The following is a 21918-nucleotide window of genomic DNA, read 5'->3' as shown; positions in this document are numbered from 1 at the left end:
TGTGTTGAGAAAAAATGGCTGTTTTTATTAATTATTCAATGGCGTCTAATGCTATAAACTTAACTAATAGACTTTTATTTCAATAATGTTTGATGAACTTTAACTTATGTTTAATCATAATTGTTGCATGTATTTATGTCTTAAGATTGCCACATCTACAAAAAAGAGTAACCGCATTGAAATTTAACACCAATAACTTATCCCCAGTAGTAGTGTTTGCTTATAATAGACCTGAACATTTAAGGTCAACTTTGTTCAGTTTGAAAGAGAATATATTGGCAATATCTACGGATGTTTATGTTTTTGTTGATCACCCTAAAAATGAGAAAGATATTTCTAATGTCAGTGCTGTTATCGCTGTAGTAGAAGAATTTAAAAGTAATTTTAAAACATTCAGCGTTACCTGCAGAACAGAGAATTATGGATTAGCGAAAAACATAAGTGAAGGTGTTTCTGAAATAGTGCGGGTAAATGGAAAGGTTATTGTACTTGAGGATGACCTGTTGCTAAGTAAATATTTCTTAGTCTACATGAATGCAGCGTTAAGATTGTATGAGCATAATGATAAAGTAATGCACATATCAGGCTCATCATATCCAATAATTAATAAGCTACTGAATTCAAACACTTATTTTTTACGAGTTCCCTTATGTTGGGGGTGGGCTACTTGGGATGATAGGTGGGCTAGATTTAATAATGATATTGAAAACAATCAGTTATCGAAGGCAGAGAAAAACATTATCGATTTTGGTGGCGCATACAGATATTCAGAGCAATTTGAGCAAAACAAAAATGGTATAAAGAAAACATGGTTTATATTTTGGTATTTGACTTTAATTAGGCATGGGGGTTTAGCTCTGTTTCCTAAGTATAGTTTAGTGAATAACATTGGCCATGATGGCAGTGGTGAAAACTGTATAGAAAGCCAAGATTATAGTGTGGATTTGGCGGATAGTTATAAGGAAATTACTGAAGAGCCAGTTAAAGAAAGTTTCTTTATAATTCTTCTTCATTTGCATTTTTTTTTGAAATCAAAACCGAGCTTGTTATATAAAATTAATATGATTAAGCGTGTTTTGTTAAGAGGTGTTAGTAATGGCTGGTATAAAAGATAGGCTTTATTGGCTGTTTAGAAATAAGTTTATAAAATTAAATTTGATTGGCTTTTATGCCTCACCTTTAAGTTACGTATCTAAAGACTCAACCTTAAGTAACTATGTTAAGCTTCATGGAAGAAGTGAAATATATGGTTCAACAGTTGGAAAGGCTACATACTTGTCTAGTGCAATAATATCCAATTGTTCAATCGGTGCATTTTGTAGTATAGGCCCAGGTAGTAGGGTAGGGGGGCTTGGTGAACACCCTACGCAGTTCGTCTCTACACATCCGGCGTTTTATTCAAATTTGAAACAAAGTGGTATAACTTATATTTCTGGAGAGAATGAAATTCCATTTGTTGAAAATTCACCTGTAAATATAGGGAATGATGTTTGGATTGGTGCGAGGGCATTGATACTAGATGGTGTTAATATTGGTCATGGCGCAATTATAGCCGCTGGTGCGGTGGTGACTAAAGATATACCACCGTATGCAGTTGTTGGAGGAGTACCTGCAAAGTTGATTAAGTACAGATTTCATCCGGAAGTAGTCGATAGTTTGTTGGGTTTGAAATGGTGGGATTGGAGTGATGATGAGTTAAGAGAGAAGTGTTATTTATTCAATTTCCCTGAAAAAATGGTTGAAAAGTATGATATCGATAGTAACAGTTACTTACAATAATTCTAAAGGCTTAGAAAAAACACTCAAATCAATTCAGAAACAGACTGATAATGCTTATGAATTAATCGTGATTGATGGTGGTTCAAAAGATAATACGGCTTCTATTTTAGAGAGTTACCATAATATAATATCATTTTCACTGAGTGAAAATGATAGTGGTATCTATGATGCAATGAATAAAGGCGTGAAATTTTGTACAAGTCCATTTGTGATATTTATGAATGCAGGTGATTGTTTTTTTGACTCAAGTTCTGTGCAAAAAATAAATAGGGAAGTTAAGCAGGGTGATTCAATTTACGTTGCAGATTGTATCTGTAGAACTTCATATGGCTTAGAAAAAAAAATAATGGCTAAACCTTTGGCTAGTTATTCAATGCCTACAAGTCATCAATCAATTATTTTTCCTACTAGATTTGTTAATTACGATTTGCAATTCAAAATATGTTCTGATTTTGATCTTTATAGTAGGTTGAAAAAAGAATTTGCCGTGCATAATTTAAATTTCTACCTTTCATTGACTGAAGGTGGAGGGGTTTCATCTAAATATAAATATCGCTCACATAGAGAGAAGTTTAGAATAAATAGAGTTCATAAAAATTTTTTTGTATCTAGTGTCTTATTTTTATATGAAATTGCTTTGAGTTTCTTTAAGGACATATTTATTTTTGTTGTAGGCAGGGATTCATTATCTGTTATATGCAAAAGGCTATTTAAATGAAACTTGTATTTTTGAAGATTCTGTCTAATAAAAATTGGTCTGATGCAATTGATTGCTTAGCTCAAGAGTTTTCAGTACTTTGTCATGAACATGATATTGAGTTCAAGTTAATTGAGTTAAGTGGTGTGAGTTTAAGAAATATATTCTTAATTGCTCATGTTGAACAGCGAAAAGATATAATTTACGTTGTTAATCACAGTATGTGCTTGTGGAATCTTTTGTTTGCAAAATTGTTAACTTGTCGTGTAAGGGGGGGGAGGGTTTATTCATTGTCACATGAAGGCGAAGTTAAGTTTTCATTTAGAGACAAAATGGCTGTTAAAGGTGTAAGAAAAAAGATTGGTAACTTAATTCGCGGCGCTTGGTTATACCATTCAATACCACAATTGATATCTCATAAAACATATTTTCTTTCTGAATTGTATGTTGGTAGTATTTTTACACGCAATGCTCTAAGTGTAAATTTTCTTGGTAGTAAATTAAATCATGCCTTTATTCGGCCTGGGTTTACTGACTATAATACGTTTGGTGAAGGTAGCTTTTCCGTAGTTTTTCCTCATGATATCAGTAGGCCAGACAAGGGGTTTGGTTTTTTTAAAAAAACTAGTATTAATGATAAAGTAAAAGTGTTTTACCCAGTTAACTGTAAGCATTCTGATATGATAAATTTATATGGATTATCTGATGTGGTTGTTATTCCTACAATATCTTATGAGACTTACTCTTTAGCTTTAGTTGAAGCGCTATCTTTGAATAAGATTATATTTGCATCTTCTCGTATGGGGCTTGCTAATACATTATATAATAAATACGGATACCATCGATTAAAGGATGACGGTATATTTATTTCTGATGTAGCTAATTTTGAAAATGTATTTTTAGAAATGTTAAATTTTATTGGGTCTGGTGGGGTTTCAAATTCTAAATATTATTATACCAAAGAGAAACTTGATCCTAAATCTGCAAGTAAAATGTTGTTTAATGATATTATGGGCTCGATATGAGTATTGAACGTACACCAATGTGTCGTGAAGTTATTTTACTTTTCACTATTTTTACATACGTCTTTATAGAGTTCTATTTATATTCTTCTAGTTGGTTTGTTGATGTTTATGGAGAGGGGAAGTCAATACCGACGCTTACAACCTTTCTTATTCCAGTGTTATTCTTATTTTTAGAAATTAAGCTTATACTTTATGCATTTCTGTGCATTCTTTTTTCGCTTTTTTTAGTGTATTTTGGCAATTTATACATTATAACCTTAATTAAGGTTGTATTTATTTCTTGTTTTGGTCTTTTCTTCAAAAAAGAGAAAGTTATCATTGCCTTGATGTTTTCGGTATTGTTTTCTCTAATGTTTGCCATGGTATGTGTTTCTTTCTTCGGTGACTTAAATCAAAAGGAGTATTATCCACATAAAGGTCTAGTTCCGACCTTTGGTTTCTTGAATCCCAATACGACTGCTTATATAATATTTTTTTTGTTTCAAGTTGCGGTCCTTTTTTTTTCAATTTATCTTTCTAGGGAGAAGTTATTTTTTTTAGTTGTTTTTTCATCTCCTTTATTTTTGTCTTTGTTGTTGTATGTAGAATCTAGAACTCAAATAATTAATTTTTTTCTTTTTATTTTCCTTCTTTTTTATTTTAGGTTCGTAGGCTTTAAAAATTATCGTGTTGCTACGTGTTTGCTTTTTTCTTTATGTGTTGCTCCATTTGTTTTGATTTATCTTTATGTCGTAGGTGACTCATTTGTGTATGATTTGAATCTTTTATTAGCCCAAAGGATACAACATTCTGCTAATATTTTTTTGCTTGAAGCTTTTCCGCCGCTTATAAGTGGCTTTGATGTGGCAGAATATTTGCCACTTGATATTTTTATTGTAAGATATTTATATCAAGGTGGGTTGGTGTTAATTCTTTCTTTGGTTTTTGTTTCGTTTAAGGTGTTGAGGAATGTCAATATTTATGGCTCTGATGTTGATTATTTTATTTACGCCTCTGTCATATCTACATGGGCAGTTGGATTAACGGAGAGTTATATATTCACAGTGCCATTTAATTTTGTTTTGTTTTTTTTCTTTTTAACTGAAAGGCAATCATCTTATGTTAAAACTTAATTCAGGAGATAATCTTGAAGATTTTTTTCTGATATATCTAGGAGGAAAGTTAAGGTTACATTCGTAAATCCCTTCTCCTACTTTACATACTTAGAGAATGGATATAAGTTTGATTATGTGTTCTCTGATGGTTTGCTGCTGACCTGGCTTAATAATCTTTTTGAAGATAAGAAAATAGTCCGCACTAGTTTTGATTATTCTTCTATTGCTTCTGATTTTTTTGATTTTTGTTCTTATAAAAAACTAAAAGTTGGACTGTTGGGAGGGGCTGAAGATGAGATTAGTGTTGCGTGTGAAAGAATTAAGGTGTTACATCCTAGTTTAATAGTTTCTTTGCATAGAAACGGATACTTTTCTTCTGATAATGAAAAAAATGATTTCATTAATTCTCTCATTGCGAATGATGTAGATGTGGTAATTGTTGGGTTGGGTAGTCCACTTCAAGAAGATTTTGCCATAATGCTTTATAATAAGATGCCTAATTTGAAATGTGTAATAACATGTGGTGGTTTTATTACACAAACTTCCATAAAGGCAGATTATTATCCTCGATTGATAAAAAAATTTGGCCTGCGTTGGTTGTATAGAGCTATTCTGCACAAGCATGTTAGAAAAAGACTATTTATAGATTATCCTAAATTTTTTATTAGTTATATTTTACTTGTGCTTCAGAGGAAATGATTATGAAAGTTGCTTTAATTACTGGTGTTACAGGCCAAGATGGTTCTTATTTGGCTGAACTGCTATTAGAAAAAGGATATGAAGTGCACGGTATTAAACGCCGTGCTTCATCATTTAATACAGAAAGAGTGGATCATATCTATCAAGATCGACATGATAATAATCCGCACTTTTTCCTGCACTATGGCGATTTAACCGATACCTCTAACTTGGTCCGGTTAGTCCAAGAGATTCAACCGGATGAAATTTATAATTTAGGTGCTCAGTCGCATGTGGCGGTTTCGTTTGAGTCACCAGAATACACTGCCGATGTAGATGCGATGGGCACTTTGCGTTTACTTGAGGCAATCCGTATCTGTGGTCTCGAAAAGAAAACCCGTTTTTACCAAGCATCAACCTCTGAGTTGTATGGCTTAGTGCAAGAGATCCCGCAGCGCGAGACTACGCCATTTTATCCGCGTTCCCCTTATGCGGTTGCCAAAATGTATGCTTACTGGATAGTGGTGAACTACCGTGAGTCTTACGGTATGTATGCTTGTAACGGTATTTTGTTTAACCATGAGTCACCTCGTCGTGGTGAAACCTTCGTAACTCGCAAGATCACTCGCGCAATTGCGAATATCTCACAGGGTTTAGAGAAGTGTTTGTATCTTGGTAATATGGATGCGCTACGTGACTGGGGCCATGCTAAAGATTACGTGCGTATGCAATGGATGATGCTGCAGCAAGATGTGGCCGAAGATTTTGTGATTGCCACTGGCAAGCAAATCTCTGTACGTGAATTTGTGCGTATGTCTGCCGCGGAATTGGGGATTACCCTCGAGTTTACTGGCGAAGGCGTAGATGAAATTGCCACTGTAGTTGCCATTGAGGGTAACAATGCTGCAGCCCTTAAGGTTGGAGATGTGATTGTTAAAGTTGATCCGCGCTACTTCCGCCCAGCGGAGGTTGAAACTTTGTTAGGCGACCCTGCAAAAGCTAAAGCAAAACTGGGTTGGGTGCCAGAAATCACGGTTGAGCAAATGTGTGCCGAGATGGTGCAAAACGATTTAGATAAAGCTAAGCAACATGCAATCCTTAAAAGCCATGGTTACGACATTAGCGTATCCGTTGAGTAACATCAGTTAGCATTGTTTTGCATCAGCTTTGTTTGCTTTACCAATTGCGACGAAGCAAGTGCATAAGCAACTGATAATGAAGTTCAACAGTAAGTGAGCATTAGCTGGGAGTTTGACTCTCAGCTTTTTTATTTAGGGTTTAATGGGTCTACACATGAAAAACATCTTTGTTGCTGGCCATCGTGGTATGGTGGGTTCTGCTATTGTTCGTCAACTGCTTAAGCTTAGTGATGTTAACGTCATTACTCGTGGGCGCGATGAGCTTGATCTACTTGACCAAGTGGCAGTACATGATTTTTTAGCCTCTGAAAAAATCGACCAAGTTTACCTTGCCGCAGCAAAAGTGGGTGGCATAGTTGCTAATAATACCTATCCAGCAGATTTCATCTACCAAAACCTGACTATTCAAAACAATATTATCCATGGTGCCCATTTAGCTGGGGTGCAGGATTTATTATTTTTAGGTTCTTCTTGTATTTACCCTAAACTTGCACCGCAACCGATGACCGAAAGCGCATTATTAACAGGCACCTTAGAGCCGACTAATGAGCCCTATGCGATTGCCAAAATTGCCGGTATTAAAATGTGCGAGTCTTACAATCGACAATATGGCCGTAATTATCGCTCAGTAATGCCGACCAATTTATATGGCGAGAACGATAATTTTCATCCTGAAAACTCCCATGTTATCCCTGCGTTGCTGCGCCGCTTTCATGAGGCAAAATTAAATGGCGATGCACAAGTTATTGCCTGGGGATCAGGTAAGCCAATGCGTGAGTTTTTGCATGTTGACGATATGGCAGCCGCTTCGATTTATGTGATGAATTTACAACAAGCCATTTATGATGCCAATACTGAGCCGATGTTAAGCCATATCAATGTGGGCACCGGGGTTGATTGCACGATTCGTGAATTGGTTGAGACGGTTGCCAAAGTGGTGGGGTTTGAGGGTGAAATTATATTCGATGCTACAAAACCCGATGGTGCTCCGCGTAAATTGATGGATGTATCGCGTTTACGTGCCCTAGGGTGGAGTGCCTCAATAGAGCTTACCCAAGGTTTGCAAGCTACATATCAGTGGTTTTTAGCAAACCAACAAAATTTTAGAAAGTAGGTTGTACATGTTTTTAGATCAAACCACCTTTGCGACCGTTATCCAAAGTACCCCGCTGGTGTCCATCGATTTAGTGGTGACAAATTCCAATGGCCAAGTGTTACTTGGCCAGCGTTTAAATCGCCCCGCGAAGAATTATTGGTTTGTACCCGGTGGCCGTATTTTAAAAGATGAGTCCTTAGCGGACGCTTTTAAACGGTTAACGCGCGATGAACTTGGGCAAACATTTACCATTGAACAAGCACAGTTACTTGGGCCATTCGACCATTTTTATACTGATAATGTTTTTAGTAATGTGGGATCAACCCATTATGTGGCGATAGTTTTTTGTTTACAGCTTGATAGTCAATTAACCAGTTTACCCCTTGCTGTGCAACATGCGGGCTATCAATGGTTTGATATTCCTAGCTTGTTGGCTGACGCCAGTGTCCATAAACACACCAAATGGTACTTTGATAAAACCTATACCGATTCAATTGAGGATTGATGATGATTTTACCTGTAATCATGGCTGGCGGCTCCGGCACTCGTTTATGGCCTCTATCTCGCGGCAATTTCCCTAAGCAGTTTTTAGCGCTTTCTGGTAAGGCGAGCATGTTGCAAAACACCATTAGCCGCTTGGCCGGTATCGACCATGCGCCGGTGATGTTGATTTGCAACGAAGAACACCGCTTTATTGCTGCTGAGCAGGTAAGGCAGTTAGGGGTTAAACACAACGGTATTTTTTTAGAGCCAGTTGGCCGTAATACTGCGCCAGCTATTGCATTAGCGGCTTTTAAAGCCATTGAGTCTGGCAGTGATCCTTTACTTTTGGTACTGGCTGCTGACCATGTCATCGATGATGTAGCTGCGTTTCAAAAGTCAGTCACACTCGCTGCGCAGTTAGCTGCTACTGGCAAACTCGTTACCTTTGGTATCGTCGGTAATAAGCCCGAAACCGGTTATGGTTATATTAAACGTGGCAGCGCTTATGAGCAGGGTTACCTTGTTGATGGCTTTGTTGAAAAGCCCAATTTGGCGACGGCAGAGGCGTATATTGCCAGCGGTGATTATTACTGGAATAGCGGTATGTTTTTATTTAAAGCCAGCCGTTATCTAGCTGAATTAAAAGCTTATCGCCCTGATATTTATTCTGCTTGCGAGCTTGCAATGCAAGCTCAAAATAACGATAGCGATTTTATTCGCATTGATAGAGCGGCATTTGAAGCCTGTCCAGATGATTCTATTGACTATGCGGTGATGGAACACACCAAAGATGCAGTAGTCGTGCCCATGGATGCCGGTTGGAGTGATGTTGGCGGTTTTGCAGCCTTATGGGAAGTCTCAGCCAAAGACGCCGATGGCAACGTGTTTAATGGCGATGTTAAAGCCGTTGATACTAAAAACACCTTAGTATTTGGTGGTAATAAGCTGGTTACCACAGTCGGTGTTGAGGACTTAGTGATTGTAAATACCAAGGATGCGGTGTTAGTTGCCCATAAAGATCAATCGCAACATGTGAAGGCGATAGTAGGTCAGCTTAAAACTGAACATCGCCCTGAAGTAACATTCCATCGTGAAGTTTACCGTCCTTGGGGTAAGTATGACTCTATCGATAATGGTGACCGTTTTCAGGTTAAGCGCATTACCGTAAAACCTGGCGCTAAGTTATCGGTACAAATGCACCATCATCGTGCAGAGCACTGGATTGTGGTTTCAGGCACTGCGAAGGTGACTAACGGTGATAAGGATATTCTGTTAACAGAAAATCAATCAACTTATATCCCTGTAGGTGTTATTCATGCGCTCGAGAACCCAGGCAAAGTTGATCTAGAGCTTATTGAAGTTCAATCCGGTTCTTACCTTGGTGAAGATGATATTGTTCGTTTTGAAGATAGATATGGACGAGTTGAAGGGAAGTAGTTTATGCCAAGTACTAGCTCAATTTTATCGCAAAGTGGTGTGGCCTTTGGGACCAGTGGTGCCAGAGGGTTAGTCACCCAGTTTACGCCACAGGTTTGCGTGGCTTTTACGCAAGCCTTTGTTGGGGTGATGCAGCAGCATAGTTCGTTTAACAGTGTTGCTATAGCGATAGATAACCGCCCTAGTAGCTATGAAATGGCACAGGCTTGTGCCAGCGCCTTGATAGCATTAGGCGTGCAGCCCATTTACTTTGGCGTTGTGCCAACGCCTGCATTAGCTTTTATGGCTCTGCAGCAAAACATTCCTGCCATTATGGTTACGGGGAGCCATATTCCATTTGATCGTAACGGCCTTAAGTTCTATCGACCCGATGGTGAAATCACAAAAGCTGATGAGTTAGCTATTCTAGCTGCGGACTCTGAGTTGGTTCAGGCTGAGGTTTGCGATTTACCCGCCGTTTCTGATGTTGCTGCAACGTCTTACATTAGTCGTTATCTTGATTTATTTAGTCCTACTTTATTAGCGGGTAAACGTATCGGTATTTATGAGCATTCCAGTGCAGGGCGCGACCTCTATCCTAAGTTATTTCAGAAGCTAGGTGCTGAGGTTGTTAGTCTTGGTCGTAGCGATCAATTTGTGCCGATAGATACTGAAGCTGTGAGTTCGCAAGATATTGAAATGGCACAGCGTTGGCAAAAAGAGTATCAATTAGATGCGGTTTTTTCCACAGATGGTGATGGTGACCGACCTTTGTTATCTGATGAAACAGGTACTTACCTTCGTGGCGACATTTTATGCATACTCGCAGCTCAGTTTTTAGAAATCGAGGCTCTTGCTATTCCTGTTAGTTGCAATTCTGCAGTTGAAGCTTGTAATTCTTTTAAGCAAGTTTTACGTACTAAAATTGGTTCTCCTTATGTGATAGAAGCATTTACTACATTGCAGACTCAGTATTCATGCATAGCGGGTTTTGAAGCCAACGGTGGATTTTTATTGGGCTCAGAGCTCGATGTTAATGGTGTAAAATTAAGTGCGTTACCTACGCGTGATGCTCTGCTTCCTGCTCTTGCTGTGTTAGCGATGGCTGCTAACGGCCCTATCTCTAAGTTAGTAGCACAGCTCCCTCCTATTTTTACGGCAAGTGATCGAATCCAGAATTTTTCAAGGGAGCGAAGTCTTGCGCTAATTGCACAGGGCATTGCATCGCCAAAAGACTTACTAACTAAGTTATCGCTCGGCCAATTTGAGGTGCTATCAGTTAATACAACTGATGGACTTCGAATCACACTGACAAATGGGGATGTTGTCCACTTACGGCCTTCGGGTAACGCTCCTGAGTTACGTTGTTATGTTGAGTCAAATTCTAGCGAAAAGGCTATTTCGCTTGTTAATTTGATTTTGGGGTGTGTAGTCGATATTTAAGTCGTCATCTTTTTTACGTATATGAGTTAAAAATGAAAATTGCTATTGCTGGTACAGGTTATGTAGGTTTATCTAATGCTGTGCTTTTGGCACAGCACCATCAAGTTACTGCGGTTGATGTTATCGCGGATAAAGTTGAGTTAATTAACGCTCGCAAATCACCGATTGTTGATGCTGAGATTGAAGACTTTTTAGCACATCGAGAGCTTAAGTTAACGGCAACACTGGATAAGAAACTTGCTTATCAAGATGCTGATTTTGTGATTATTGCCACGCCAACGGATTACGATCCAAAAACGAATTATTTTAACACTTCTACTGTCGAATCGGTCATTCAAGATGTTTTAGCCATTAACCCTAAAGCGGTGATGGTGATTAAAAGCACTGTACCGGTTGGTTTTACCGCCAAGGTTAAGCAAAAATTCCAGTGCGATAATATTTTTTTCTCGCCCGAGTTTTTGCGTGAGGGTAAAGCGCTTTACGATAACTTGTACCCATCACGGATTATTGTCGGTGAGCGCAGCGAGCGTGCAAAGGTATTTGCTGGTTTATTAGTGCAAGGTGCAGTGAAAAAAGATATTCAAGTGTTATTTACTGATTCTACTGAGGCTGAAGCGGTTAAATTGTTCTCTAATACTTATCTTGCGATGCGTGTTGCCTACTTTAATGAGCTAGATACTTATGCTGAGAGCCATGGTTTAGACTCGCGTCAAATTATTGAAGGTGTGTGTTTAGACCCGCGTATCGGGAATCACTACAATAATCCATCTTTTGGTTATGGTGGATACTGTTTACCTAAAGATACTAAGCAATTACGGGCTAATTATGCTGATGTGCCAAATAGTATTATTGGTGCGATCGTTGAATCAAACACGACCCGTAAAGACTTTATTGCTGAATCTATTTTAAGCCGCAACCCTAAGGTTGTGGGCATTTATCGCCTAATTATGAAATCTGGTTCGGATAATTTTCGCGCGTCCAGCATTCAAGGTATTATGAAACGCCTTAAAGCTAAAGGCATTGAGGTCATTGTGTATGAGCCAGTACTTAAAGAGAAAGAGTTTTTCCATTCTCGTGTTGTGACAGATTTGACCGCTTTCAAAGCAGTTGCCGATGTGATTGTGTCTAACCGTATGGCTAAAGAGTTAGCCGATGTGGCGGATAAGGTTTATACGCGCGATTTGTTTGGAAGTGATTGACGAAAGCCTGCAGCCAAAGCGCCCGCTTCGCGGGCTTCTAGAGCGCAGCGTAAACGCTGCTTCGAGGTTCTAGTTGCGAATTTACGAGCGGTCTGCTTTAGTCCCTTGCTCCAGGCTCCCGACTCCTTAGTTTCCGCTTTTTAGGCCCAGCTCACGACTTTTTAGTCCCTAGTCCCTGCTTTTCAGAGTTTTTTATGTCAACGAACATCGCTGTGTTATTTGTTTTTCTCGTTTCTTTTATCAGTTTGTTTGTATTTCGCAAGGTTGCACAACGAATTGGTTTGGTCGATAAACCGAATGAGCGTAAACATCATACTGGCCAAATTCCCTTGGTCGGTGGGGTGAGCGTATTTATGACCATGATGTTGGTGTTGTGGCTTATTCCTACGCTGTTAATTGAGCCTGTATTGTATGCGAGCTGCGCTTTTATTCTTGTGGTTATTGGTGCGATTGATGACCGCTTCGATATTAGCTTTAAACTTCGGCTAGTGGTGCAGGCAGTTATATCACTTTTAATGATAGTTATAGGGGAGCGAAGTTTGCATAATCTTGGCTATCTTATGGGGAGCGAGGCGATACATTTACCAGAGCCAGTTAGTATTTTACTGACTATCTTTGCGGTTATTGGCGCGATAAATGCCTTTAATATGGTCGATGGTATTGATGGTTTGCTGGGCGGTTTAGCGTCTGTCACCTTTGGTGGCCTAGGTATTTTATTTTACCTGCATGGTATGTATGGTTTTGCTATTTTTTGTGGTTTGCTGGTTACAGCTATGCTGCCTTATATCATGCTTAATTTAGGTTTTCCGTTCGGGCGACGTTTTAAGGTGTTCATGGGGGATGCGGGGAGCATTTTTATCGGCTTTACTGTCATTTGGTTGCTGATTGTGGCCAGTCAGGGTGAGCGAGCTACCGCCATTCGCCCGGTTACAGCATTGTGGCTAATTGCTTTACCGCTGATGGATATGGTGTGCATCATGATCCGCCGTATTCGTAAAGGCCAATCGCCATTTAAACCCGACCGAGAGCATTTACACCATATTTGTCAACGTCTTGGATTAACCTCCCATATATCACTTATGATGATTTGCATAGCTGCAGGGGCTATGGCAGCCATTGGTATTTGGTCTGAACTTGCTAAAATAGATGAAAATATTATGTTTTATGCATTTTTGGCTACTTTTGCTTGTTATTTTACGATAATGAATAACATTTGGCGTATTACTGCATTTTTGCGTAGAGACGTAAAGTTTTTTAAATCAATTTAATACGTTAGTGAAATTGTTAGATTTTTAGCTTTTAGGTGCTTATCCGGTGTCGATTCAACTGCTATAATCCAGTGTCATTTTTTTGAAATAAAATGTGATTAGTCTCATTTTGAACATGGTGTATTTGGCTTAAGGAAGAGAGTGATGGAATACCTCATACCGCTTTTAAGTGTTTTTTGTTTAACTTGTGTCGCTATCAAGATCTTAAATCCTATCGCACAGCGTGTTGGTTTAGTTGATTTGCCCAACGAGCGAAAGTTGCATGAAGGTGCAATCCCACTGATTGGTGGGGTTTCTATCTATTGTAGTGTCTTGCTAGTGTCGAGTGTTGTTTTGCCTGAAAGCCAAATCTTTAATTTATATCTCATTTCCGCAGCGTTAATCCTCTTTCTTGGTGTGCTTGATGATAAGTATGATTTATCTGTACGTGTGCGGATAGCAGCCCAAGTGATTACAGCCTCTATTTTGATTTTTGGGGCAGGGTTATACCTCACGACATTTGGCCATATTTTGTACTTTTTTGAGTTTAAACTCGGCTATGTTGGCATTTTTGTAACCACTGTTGCGGTGATAGGTGCTATTAACGCCTTTAATATGGTGGATGGTATTGATGGCTTAGCTGGGATGTTGAGTCTAGTTACCTTTTCGTCATTAGCTTTTTTGTTCTATTGGGCTGGTAATAGTTGGTTTGTACTTCCTTTACTATTCATTGGGGCAATAATAGGATACCTGCTGTTTAACTTGCGTTGGCCATTCGCATCTTTAGATAAGATTTTCATGGGTGATGCTGGCAGCATGTTGATTGGTTTAACGGTTGTTTGGTTATTGGTATTGGGCACGCAAGCTGATAGTAATCATATACAGCAAGGACAGGTTTTCTCTCCTGTGACGGCATTGTACCTCATCGCGATCCCGTTAATGGATATGGCTGCGATTATGTACAGAAGAGTTAAAAAGGGTATGTCGCCATTTAAACCCGACCGTGACCATTTGCATCATATTTTTGAGCGTGCGGGTTATAATCGAAAGCAAACTTTGATTAGGATATCGCTGGCTTCACTTCTACTTGCAGTGATTGGTGTTGGTGCGGATTTAGCTCAAGTTCCCGACTCAATTATGTTTGTTAGTTTTTTAGCTATTTTTGCTGCTTACAATTGGGCGCTTGCTAATGTGTGGCAACTTTTGACTTGGTTTAGAAAAGAATAATTGTAAGACTATTTTTGCAAAAGCCAGCTAACTTAAGCTGGCTTTTTTCTTTGGTATTTTAAGGATTTTGTATGTCTAGGAAGTATTTTGGTACCGATGGTGTGCGCGGCAAGGTAGGGACATTTCCTATTACTCCCGATTTTGCGATGAAGTTAGGTTGGGCGGCAGGGATGGTACTTGCATCTACTGGCACGAAAGAAGTTCTCATTGGCAAAGATACTCGCATTAGCGGTTATATGCTGGAATCTGCAATGGAAGCGGGTTTTTCTGCTGCAGGTGTAAATGTGGCTTTGATTGGCCCGATGCCAACGCCTGCTGTGGCGTATTTAGCTTCAACCTTTAGAGCTGACGCAGGCGTGGTGATCAGTGCTTCTCATAATCCTTTTTATGATAACGGTATCAAGTTTTTTTCAAACACAGGTACCAAGCTAAATGATGCACAAGAGCTTGAAATTGAAGCACTATTAGAACAAGCTCTGGAGCAGAATGCGTTTCAATGTGTTGCTTCTGAAAAGCTAGGCAAAGTGCGCCGTATTGATGATGCTGCGGGTCGTTATATTGAGTTTTGTAAAGGCACCTTCCCGAATCATTTAAGCTTGGCGGGACTAAAGATTGTCGTCGATAGCGCCCATGGTGCTGCCTACCATATTGCCCCGAATGTGTATCGCGAGTTAGGGGCTGAGGTGATTAGCATTAACGACAAACCCAACGGCGTGAACATTAACGATCATTGCGGTGCAACTCATTTAGACAGCTTGCAATCTGCGGTGATGATCCACGAAGCGGATTTAGGTATTGCGCTCGATGGTGATGCGGACAGGGTGATGTTTGTTGACCATAATGGTCATGTGGTTGATGGCGATGAGATTTTGTTTATTTTGGCGCAAACGGCTTATCAAAAAGGTGAGATGCAGGGCGGGGTAGTTGGCACGTTAATGTCAAACCTTGGTTTAGAACTTGCACTCAAAGGAATGGATATACCCTTTGTGCGAGCTAAAGTTGGTGACCGCTATGTTGTTGAACAACTCAAAGAAACTGGTTGGCAATTGGGCGGCGAAGGTTCTGGCCATATATTGAGTTTACAGCATACCTCTACAGGTGATGGTATTGTGGCTTCTTTGCAGGTACTTAAAGCCATTTTAGAGTCGGGTAAACGTTTAGCTGAACTAAAAGCTGGGATGACTAAATTGCCACAAGTGCTTATCAATGTGCGTTTAACCTCGGGTAGCGCAGATAGTATTTTAAGCAAAGACTGTGTTAAGCAGGCAGTGATTACCGCAGAGGAAGTATTAGGTAACCAAGGTCGAGTGTTGTTACGCAAATCAGGAACTGAGCCTTTAATCCGGGTGATGGTAGAGTCAACGGATATTAGCTTGACTCAACAACAAGCTGAATATATCGCTCAGGCTGTTAAAGCGGCATAGGGGAGGAGATAGAATCTAGGGCGTTGCTTGGCAACTGTTAGGACGCAGCTAAAAGGGCTGCAGCTAGGACGGCCTTTGGCCTCTAGGTGTTGCAAGAAGTGCTGTTCTAGGCTCTAGTAGCACCTAGCACCTAGCACCTAGCACCTAGCACCTAGCACCTAGCACCTAGCACCTAGCACCTAGCACCTAGCACCTAGCACCTAGCACCTAGCACCTAAAAGCAAAGCGCTCTAGCAGGGCGCTAGCCTGTTCTACTTTCTGATATACTCCATTTCTTGTAGTTTTCTAAGCAGTGTGGTCTGGAAGAAATAATGCGAATTCTGGTTACAGGTGGTTCTGGGTTTATCGGTTCGGCTTTGGTGCGTCTGCTTATTCAAGCGACAAACTGTCATGTGCTCAATATTGATAAATTAACCTATGCTAGCCACCCCGATGCCTTAATTGGTATTAGCAATCATCCACGCTACCAATTTGTGAAGGCTGATATCTGTGATGGCGCGAGACTAGATATTCTATTTGAGCAATTTAAGCCCAACATTGTGATGCATCTCGCCGCCGAAACCCATGTTGATCGTTCAATTGAAGGCCCTGCAGCATTTATCCAAAACAATATTTTGGGAACTTTCACTCTGTTAGAGGCGGCTCGTCGCTATTGGACACAACTGGATAGTTTGCAAAAACTACAGTTTCGCTTCCATCATGTTTCAACCGATGAGGTTTTTGGCTCGCTCGCAGATACTGGATTGTTTAGCGAAACTTCAGCTTATGATCCCAGCTCTCCTTATTCAGCGAGCAAAGCTTCGGCGGACCATTTAGTTCGAGCTTGGCATCGAACCTATGGTTTACCGATAGTGATCACTAACTGCTCGAATAACTATGGTCCGTTTCAATATCCTGAGAAGCTGATCCCGTTGATGGTCAATCATGCCTTACAAGGCAAATCGTTGCCCATTTATGGGAATGGCCAACAAGTGCGGGATTGGTTGTATGTGGATGACCATGTAAAAGCACTCTATTTAGTGGCTACACGAGGTCAGCTTGGACAAACCTACAATATTGGTGGTTGCTGTGAGCGAACTAATCTCGCTGTAGTTCAGCAAATTTGCTTATTACTTGAGGAGTTAGTACCTACTCATCCGCAATCACTTGCGATGAAAGGAGACGGTTTTGCAGCTTTGATTGAGCATGTTGTTGACCGCCCGGGACACGATATTCGCTATGCGATTGATGCTAGTAAAATTCGACATGAATTGGGCTGGCAACCACTAGAGTCGTTTGAATCAGGTCTTAGAAGGGCGGTAGAGTGGATGATTTCACAGCAAGCGCAATAGGTTTCAGCAATGGCAAATACTTGGAAAATCACTTGCTTTTGATTTCACTCTACAGCTATTGCTTAATCTCTAACATATTGAATCTACTGCTAATTAATTTCAGTGGGAGTGTCGTTGACGCTACTTTATCGATTCATGCTTCTGGCATTAGTTTTTATTTAGTTTCAGCTATCTATGGTTGATTTGCTTCAATACACACGCGTATCAGCTGCGTTGTTTGGCGGCTTATCAATGTTAAGCATTCCACAGTAGTATTTTTCTCTTCTGCTAATTGCAATAGATCGTAACTTTGCAGTGTTATCTTCTCTCCTTGATAAATACAGCTAATTGGCGCGAGCGGCAGCAAAAATTGGGTAGGCTGGGTATTTGTGGGTTGGTGAGCACTGTTCTCGTTGGCTTCAATCTGGATTGTGCCATTAAACTCTATGCGCTCAATTCTTGCGGTGTAGTTTCCGCGCCTCGTCATCACATTAAAGTCTAGGATCTGGTTATCTAATAGCTTGCTTTCGATTTGAGTTTCCCCGCTAAAGCAAAATGGAGGATCGTTCGGGCGCAGAACGATTTCTTTTGATTGTCCTAAATCATTCCCCTTGATGTGTAGTTTTACCCCTTCACCTTCCAATATACATAGCTGTCTATCGATGCCGTTGAAGAGTGAGAAGGGGCCATCGCTCGAAATGGTGGCGATGCTGATCCTAAAATCAAAGTTGCTGAGATCTGCCCCCTTTGGCCATATCAAAAGTTGTTTAGTGCTGCCACCACCGTTTTTCCATAAACTCGATTCGCATTCTTCATAACAGATGATCTGGATATTGGGATTCAATTTAAGCTTCTCTTTTGATTATGGATTGTTTCAGTAAAGAGGATACCTACTTCGGCTCATAATTCAGTGGCGCATCGCTGCATACTGCGTTCACAGCTAAATCTGTTTCTTCTTCAAAATGTAATGATCGGCTAGTTCGCCACTTACCCGATTACCTTCCATATCTAACATAAACAGTTGGTTTTCTCCTACCAAGTATTTAGTGCCATCGGATAAGGTGATTTTTGAGCCATTGCTATCCCAGTCAAATTTTCCTGCCACTTTAAAGATGGACTCATCTTTACCCAAGTAAATACTTTTCAATTCAAAGCTATTATCCGCTTGGAGCGTGAGTGTGGTTTGGATCCCTTCACAACTTGCACAGGGGATAACGCCTTCATATAATCCGGGCCAATCGAGCGCATTTTGGCTGGTATCGCCAAGTGGTAGGTTTGTTTGCGTATCTTGATGTGGCGCAGCGACAGGCTCATTAGCCACTGTCTTAGCTGGCTCACTGCATGCGGTAATCATTAAAGCGAGAAGGGCGAGTGATATCTGTGAAAGTTTCATATTGATCTTAACCGTTTGATTAATTGACTGTCGTGTGATGATAACCGCCATCATTACGGGTTCCAACCTTATTTATGTCTGGTGTTTCTTTGAGTGTCTTAATGTTAAAGACGGACTTTATGTGTTTGAACTTCATTACGAGTTCAGCAAAAAAAGTGCTAAGAGTTGGATGATTTTTATCGGCGTGTTTAGGTAAAACAGCACTAGGCATTGATCTGCAAAACCTATTGTAACTAGCGAGTGCATCTCAACTAGTGTGTTTGCAGATTGAATCTATACTAAAGAGAATCACTTAAGCTTGGGTCACCAAGTTCATTGCCTCATTTTTAAGTCAGGCGGTACCACGCGGGGTAAATCTGCATTATGACACGTATGTTAGACAGGATTTTATTCGATGTAAGTCGTTCATCCATCATTGATGGTGGCGATCTTATTGAGGCCTCACAACTTATCGTGTCATCTGTGTGCCAAGGGTTAAAAATCACCCGTGCTGGTATTTGGTTATGGAGTGAAGATCACCAAAGTATGCATTGCTTTTACCTGCTCGATAATATGCACAGGCAAGAGGCGTTGATATTAACCCGGCAGGATTATCCACATTATTTCAGTCTATTAGATAATGAGCGCGCTATTGTCGCGAATCATGCGCAAACCGATGGGGCGACCCATGAGTTTGTTAGTACCTACTTAGTCCCTAATCGTATTAGTTCTCTGTTAGATAGTCCCATACGTCATCGCGGAAAAATGGTCGGCATTATCTGCTCCGAGCATCAAGGTGTGGCTCGAGAATGGACGCGAGATGAAAGGGCCTTTGCTTCAGCGCTGGCCGATTTATTCGGCAGAGCCATGAGCGCAAAAGAGATTTTGGATTATCAGCATCAACTAAAAGCTATTAATGCAGATTTGGAAGTTCAGGTTGAACAGCGAACGCAAGAACTTGAAACCGCATTATCGGATTTGCGCTCAATACAACACCATCTAGTTGAAAACGAAAAAATGGCGGCCTTAGGGAGTTTGGTCGCAGGGGTTGCTCACGAGGTCAATACGCCTCTCGGGATTGCCGTGACATCCGTGACCCATTGTTTAGATGAAGTGGCATTATTGAAAACGGCTTTCGAGCAAAATGATCTCGATGAGGATAGATTTTTATCCTTTATCAATATCATGCAGGATGGTTTAGGGTTGATTGAGCGCAATCTTTCGCGAGCCGCGGAGTTAGTCCATAACTTTAAGCGCACCGCCGCAGACCAATCGGTGCTAGAATGTGAGCGGTTTAATTTAAAAACCTATATTTATCAAATTTTCAGCTCATTAAGGCCGTTAATGCGTAAGAAGAATATTGTCTTGAACGTGGAGCTTGACGACGACATCTTTATCGAATCTTACCCTGGTGCCATCGCACAGATTTTCACTAATTTAGTGGCTAACAGCTTTCGCCATGGATTTCCTGAGAGTTTTACGGGGGATAAAAGCATCACTATTCGAGTACAAAAACAAGATTCGAATATTTGCATGCAGTATCAAGATAATGGGGTAGGGATGAGCGATGAGGTTAAACTGAAAGCCTTCGAGCCTTTTTTCACTACCGCACGTAAAGACGGCGGCACAGGTCTTGGCATGTCGATTATTTATAATTTAGTGACGCAAAAACTTCATGGCACCATTATGCTGACCTCATCTCCATATCAAGGTGTGAAGGTTGAAATACAGATCCCTGAGAAATGACCTAAGCACATTGTTTAGGCAGCAATACGGCCTTGTTTGAGACCTCGCGCCATTCAGCTTTATCAGCATTTATATGCTACAATCATCCCTTCACTTTGACTCACTAATCCTTGATATATCAATGAGAAAAGGCATTTTATTGGCGGGCGGGACCGGTTCTCGCCTATATCCGATGACACAGGTTGTATGTAAGCAATTATTGCCTATTTACGATAAGCCAATGATTTATTATCCACTTGTTACCTTAATGCAGGCGGGCATAAAAGAGATTCTAATTATTTGCACTCGCGCTGATTTGCGTCTTTTTCAGGCATTGCTTGGTGATGGTCACCGTTGGGGCGTTCAGCTTGAATATGCGGTACAGCCTTCTCCAAAGGGATTAGCCGAAGCACTTATTATCGGAGAGGCTTTTTTGGCTGGAGAGGCCTGTGCGTTGATTCTGGGCGATAACTTATTTTACGGGCAACAACTGAGCACAAACTTGCATAGAGCTTCTCTACTCGAAGTGGGGGCGACCGTTTTTGGCTACCATGTGGCTAATCCGAATGCTTACGGCGTTGTCGAGTTTGATAAGAGCGGAAGGGCGATTTCAATCGAAGAGAAACCCCAAGTAGCGCGTTCTTCCTATGCTATTCCGGGATTGTATTTCTTTGATAACAGGGCTAGTGAATGGGCTAAAAAAGTGATGCCTTCGGCGCGGGGCGAGTTGGAGATCGTTGATCTAATCAATCAATATCTTTTGTTGGGGGAATTGCAGGTAGAAATAATGGGGCGGGGCACTGCTTGGCTCGATACGGGCACGCCGGATGCGATGGCTGAAGCAACACAATTTATTGCTGCTATAGAAAAACGCCAAGGGTTGAAAGTGAACTGCCCTGAAGAGGTTGCTTTTCATTCTGGTTGGATAGATTCTGCGCAACTTACTGCTTTAGCACAACCTTTGCTTAAGAGTGGTTATGGCGAGTATCTTTTAGGATTATTAAATAAGCAGGTGTTTAATGAAATGCATTGAAACCGAGCTTGCAGAAGTATTGGTGTTCGAACCTCAAGTATTTGGTGATGAACGCGGTTTTTTTATGGAAACATTTAGACAATCATTTTTTTCCGAGTGTTTGAAAAGTCGGGGGGTAAAGGCGCTGGAGTTAGTCCAAGATAACTTTAGCCGATCACAACAACACGTCTTACGTGGCTTGCATTACCAATGCAAGCATCCGCAGGGGAAATTAGTCCGGGTGTGTGCAGGCAGTATTTTTGATGTTGCAGTGGATATTAGACCGCAATCAGGAACCTATGGTAAATGGGTAGGGCGTGTACTTTCTGCTGATAACCATTTGCAAATGTGGATCCCGCCTGGCTTTGCCCATGGTTTTTATGTGCTGAGTGAATATGCCGATGTGATTTATCGCTGCACTGATTATTACGCGCCAGATGATGAATATGTGTTGGCTTGGAATAGTGCAGAGTTTGCCATTGACTGGCCCCTGCAAAGCGAAACTCCGATTCTGTCCACAAGGGATGCAAACGCCGCCGTTAGCGCCTAAAC

General features: G+C 40.6%; 21 protein-coding genes. 19 read left to right on the top strand and 2 right to left on the bottom strand.

Annotated features, from left to right (window positions below; translation table 11 throughout):
* Positions 1 to 176 precede the first annotated feature (176 nt).
* The 16 genes from M0415_RS18760 to rfbB all read left to right on the top strand — a co-directional run bounded on the left by M0415_RS18760 (position 177) and on the right by rfbB (position 17278).
* On the top strand, positions 177 to 1115 hold the full coding sequence (locus M0415_RS18760; RefSeq protein WP_249554540.1) for a glycosyltransferase family 2 protein: 939 nt from the start codon (positions 177 to 179) through the stop codon (positions 1113 to 1115).
* Positions 1096 to 1779 (top strand): CatB-related O-acetyltransferase, encoded by a 684-nt coding sequence (locus M0415_RS21475; protein ID WP_283771405.1) that lies wholly within the window; start codon positions 1096 to 1098, stop codon positions 1777 to 1779. The genes M0415_RS18760 and M0415_RS21475 overlap by 20 nt, the downstream gene beginning before the upstream one ends.
* On the top strand, positions 1748 to 2497 hold the full coding sequence (locus M0415_RS18750) for a glycosyltransferase (protein ID WP_249554547.1): 750 nt from the start codon (positions 1748 to 1750) through the stop codon (positions 2495 to 2497). The genes M0415_RS21475 and M0415_RS18750 overlap by 32 nt, the downstream gene beginning before the upstream one ends.
* Positions 2494 to 3501 carry a glycosyltransferase gene (locus M0415_RS18745; RefSeq protein WP_249554548.1) on the top strand — a complete coding sequence of 336 codons (1008 nt, stop codon included), beginning with the start codon at positions 2494 to 2496 and terminating at the stop codon, positions 3499 to 3501. Before M0415_RS18750 ends, M0415_RS18745 begins: the two co-directional genes overlap by 4 nt.
* Positions 3498 to 4613 (top strand): hypothetical protein, encoded by a 1116-nt coding sequence (locus tag M0415_RS18740; protein WP_249554550.1) that lies wholly within the window; start codon positions 3498 to 3500, stop codon positions 4611 to 4613. The genes M0415_RS18745 and M0415_RS18740 overlap by 4 nt, the downstream gene beginning before the upstream one ends.
* A 117-nt stretch (positions 4614 to 4730) precedes the next feature.
* Positions 4731 to 5294 carry a WecB/TagA/CpsF family glycosyltransferase gene (locus M0415_RS18735; protein ID WP_249554552.1) on the top strand — a complete coding sequence of 188 codons (564 nt, stop codon included), beginning with the start codon at positions 4731 to 4733 and terminating at the stop codon, positions 5292 to 5294.
* Complete coding sequence (gene gmd / locus M0415_RS18730) at positions 5291 to 6412, top strand: GDP-mannose 4,6-dehydratase (protein WP_249554554.1); 1122 nt, start codon at positions 5291 to 5293, stop codon at positions 6410 to 6412. Before M0415_RS18735 ends, gmd begins: the two co-directional genes overlap by 4 nt.
* A gap of 154 nt (positions 6413 to 6566) precedes the next feature.
* Positions 6567 to 7526 (top strand): GDP-L-fucose synthase, encoded by a 960-nt coding sequence (fcl, locus tag M0415_RS18725; RefSeq protein ID WP_283771406.1) that lies wholly within the window; start codon positions 6567 to 6569, stop codon positions 7524 to 7526.
* Between the two features lie 7 nt (positions 7527 to 7533).
* Positions 7534 to 8013 carry a GDP-mannose mannosyl hydrolase gene (locus M0415_RS18720; RefSeq protein ID WP_249554564.1) on the top strand — a complete coding sequence of 160 codons (480 nt, stop codon included), beginning with the start codon at positions 7534 to 7536 and terminating at the stop codon, positions 8011 to 8013.
* Positions 8014 to 8015: 2 nt separating this feature from the next.
* Positions 8016 to 9428 (top strand): mannose-1-phosphate guanylyltransferase/mannose-6-phosphate isomerase, encoded by a 1413-nt coding sequence (locus tag M0415_RS18715; RefSeq protein ID WP_283771407.1) that lies wholly within the window; start codon positions 8016 to 8018, stop codon positions 9426 to 9428.
* Between the two features lie 3 nt (positions 9429 to 9431).
* On the top strand, positions 9432 to 10850 hold the full coding sequence (locus tag M0415_RS18710; protein WP_249554568.1) for a phosphomannomutase: 1419 nt from the start codon (positions 9432 to 9434) through the stop codon (positions 10848 to 10850).
* A 32-nt stretch (positions 10851 to 10882) separates the two neighbouring features.
* Positions 10883 to 12049 carry a nucleotide sugar dehydrogenase gene (locus M0415_RS18705; protein ID WP_249554576.1) on the top strand — a complete coding sequence of 389 codons (1167 nt, stop codon included), beginning with the start codon at positions 10883 to 10885 and terminating at the stop codon, positions 12047 to 12049.
* A gap of 194 nt (positions 12050 to 12243) precedes the next feature.
* Entirely contained in the window at positions 12244 to 13317 is a 1074-nt protein-coding gene (gene wecA / locus M0415_RS18700; protein ID WP_249554578.1) for a UDP-N-acetylglucosamine--undecaprenyl-phosphate N-acetylglucosaminephosphotransferase, read from the top strand.
* 144 nt (positions 13318 to 13461) lie between these two features.
* Positions 13462 to 14523 (top strand): UDP-N-acetylglucosamine--undecaprenyl-phosphate N-acetylglucosaminephosphotransferase, encoded by a 1062-nt coding sequence (wecA, locus tag M0415_RS18695; RefSeq protein ID WP_249554580.1) that lies wholly within the window; start codon positions 13462 to 13464, stop codon positions 14521 to 14523.
* 71 nt (positions 14524 to 14594) lie between these two features.
* Positions 14595 to 15947, top strand: coding sequence for a phosphoglucosamine mutase (glmM, locus tag M0415_RS18690; RefSeq protein ID WP_249554582.1), 1353 nt, complete (start codon positions 14595 to 14597; stop codon positions 15945 to 15947).
* A gap of 311 nt (positions 15948 to 16258) precedes the next feature.
* Positions 16259 to 17278 carry a dTDP-glucose 4,6-dehydratase gene (rfbB, locus tag M0415_RS18685; protein ID WP_249554584.1) on the top strand — a complete coding sequence of 340 codons (1020 nt, stop codon included), beginning with the start codon at positions 16259 to 16261 and terminating at the stop codon, positions 17276 to 17278.
* Positions 17279 to 17450: 172 nt separating this feature from the next.
* On the opposite strand, the gene M0415_RS18680 is transcribed toward rfbB, so the two are convergent.
* Positions 17451 to 18101: a HutD/Ves family protein gene (locus M0415_RS18680; protein ID WP_249554587.1), complete on the bottom strand. Its 651-nt coding sequence runs from the start codon at positions 18099 to 18101 to the stop codon at positions 17451 to 17453.
* A gap of 96 nt (positions 18102 to 18197) precedes the next feature.
* A complete protein-coding gene (locus M0415_RS18675) occupies positions 18198 to 18650 on the bottom strand; it encodes a copper resistance protein NlpE (protein WP_249554588.1) in 453 nt (150 codons plus the stop codon).
* Between the two features lie 363 nt (positions 18651 to 19013).
* Here M0415_RS18675 and M0415_RS18670 point away from each other — a divergent pair, with 363 nt between their 5' ends.
* The 3 genes from M0415_RS18670 to rfbC all read left to right on the top strand — a co-directional run bounded on the left by M0415_RS18670 (position 19014) and on the right by rfbC (position 21916).
* A complete protein-coding gene (locus tag M0415_RS18670) occupies positions 19014 to 20375 on the top strand; it encodes a sensor histidine kinase (RefSeq protein ID WP_249554590.1) in 1362 nt (453 codons plus the stop codon).
* A 121-nt stretch (positions 20376 to 20496) separates the two neighbouring features.
* On the top strand, positions 20497 to 21387 hold the full coding sequence (rfbA, locus tag M0415_RS18665) for a glucose-1-phosphate thymidylyltransferase RfbA (protein WP_249554592.1): 891 nt from the start codon (positions 20497 to 20499) through the stop codon (positions 21385 to 21387).
* Complete coding sequence (rfbC, locus tag M0415_RS18660; RefSeq protein WP_249554594.1) at positions 21374 to 21916, top strand: dTDP-4-dehydrorhamnose 3,5-epimerase; 543 nt, start codon at positions 21374 to 21376, stop codon at positions 21914 to 21916. Before rfbA ends, rfbC begins: the two co-directional genes overlap by 14 nt.
* Positions 21917 to 21918: the final 2 nt, after the last annotated feature.

Source organism: Shewanella sp. 10B, from assembly GCF_023475885.1.
Classification (GTDB): Bacteria; Pseudomonadota; Gammaproteobacteria; order Enterobacterales; family Shewanellaceae; genus Shewanella; species Shewanella mangrovisoli.
This window is presented reverse-complemented; position numbering and strand designations above follow the sequence as displayed.

Coding starts and splice junctions, on each gene's coding strand:
- M0415_RS21475 (WP_283771405.1), top strand. CDS start 1,096: ATGGCTGGTATAAAAGATAGGCTTTATTGGCTGTTTAGAAATAAGTTT.
- M0415_RS18750 (WP_249554547.1), top strand. CDS start 1,748: ATGATATCGATAGTAACAGTTACTTACAATAATTCTAAAGGCTTAGAA.
- M0415_RS18745 (WP_249554548.1), top strand. CDS start 2,494: ATGAAACTTGTATTTTTGAAGATTCTGTCTAATAAAAATTGGTCTGAT.
- M0415_RS18740 (WP_249554550.1), top strand. CDS start 3,498: ATGAGTATTGAACGTACACCAATGTGTCGTGAAGTTATTTTACTTTTC.
- gmd (WP_249554554.1), top strand. CDS start 5,291: ATGATTATGAAAGTTGCTTTAATTACTGGTGTTACAGGCCAAGATGGT.
- fcl (WP_283771406.1), top strand. CDS start 6,567: ATGAAAAACATCTTTGTTGCTGGCCATCGTGGTATGGTGGGTTCTGCT.
- M0415_RS18720 (WP_249554564.1), top strand. CDS start 7,534: ATGTTTTTAGATCAAACCACCTTTGCGACCGTTATCCAAAGTACCCCG.
- M0415_RS18715 (WP_283771407.1), top strand. CDS start 8,016: ATGATTTTACCTGTAATCATGGCTGGCGGCTCCGGCACTCGTTTATGG.
- M0415_RS18710 (WP_249554568.1), top strand. CDS start 9,432: ATGCCAAGTACTAGCTCAATTTTATCGCAAAGTGGTGTGGCCTTTGGG.
- M0415_RS18705 (WP_249554576.1), top strand. CDS start 10,883: ATGAAAATTGCTATTGCTGGTACAGGTTATGTAGGTTTATCTAATGCT.
- wecA (WP_249554578.1), top strand. CDS start 12,244: ATGTCAACGAACATCGCTGTGTTATTTGTTTTTCTCGTTTCTTTTATC.
- wecA (WP_249554580.1), top strand. CDS start 13,462: ATGGAATACCTCATACCGCTTTTAAGTGTTTTTTGTTTAACTTGTGTC.
- glmM (WP_249554582.1), top strand. CDS start 14,595: ATGTCTAGGAAGTATTTTGGTACCGATGGTGTGCGCGGCAAGGTAGGG.
- rfbB (WP_249554584.1), top strand. CDS start 16,259: ATGCGAATTCTGGTTACAGGTGGTTCTGGGTTTATCGGTTCGGCTTTG.
- M0415_RS18675 (WP_249554588.1), bottom strand. CDS start 18,650: ATGAAACTTTCACAGATATCACTCGCCCTTCTCGCTTTAATGATTACC.
- M0415_RS18670 (WP_249554590.1), top strand. CDS start 19,014: ATGACACGTATGTTAGACAGGATTTTATTCGATGTAAGTCGTTCATCC.
- rfbA (WP_249554592.1), top strand. CDS start 20,497: ATGAGAAAAGGCATTTTATTGGCGGGCGGGACCGGTTCTCGCCTATAT.
- rfbC (WP_249554594.1), top strand. CDS start 21,374: ATGAAATGCATTGAAACCGAGCTTGCAGAAGTATTGGTGTTCGAACCT.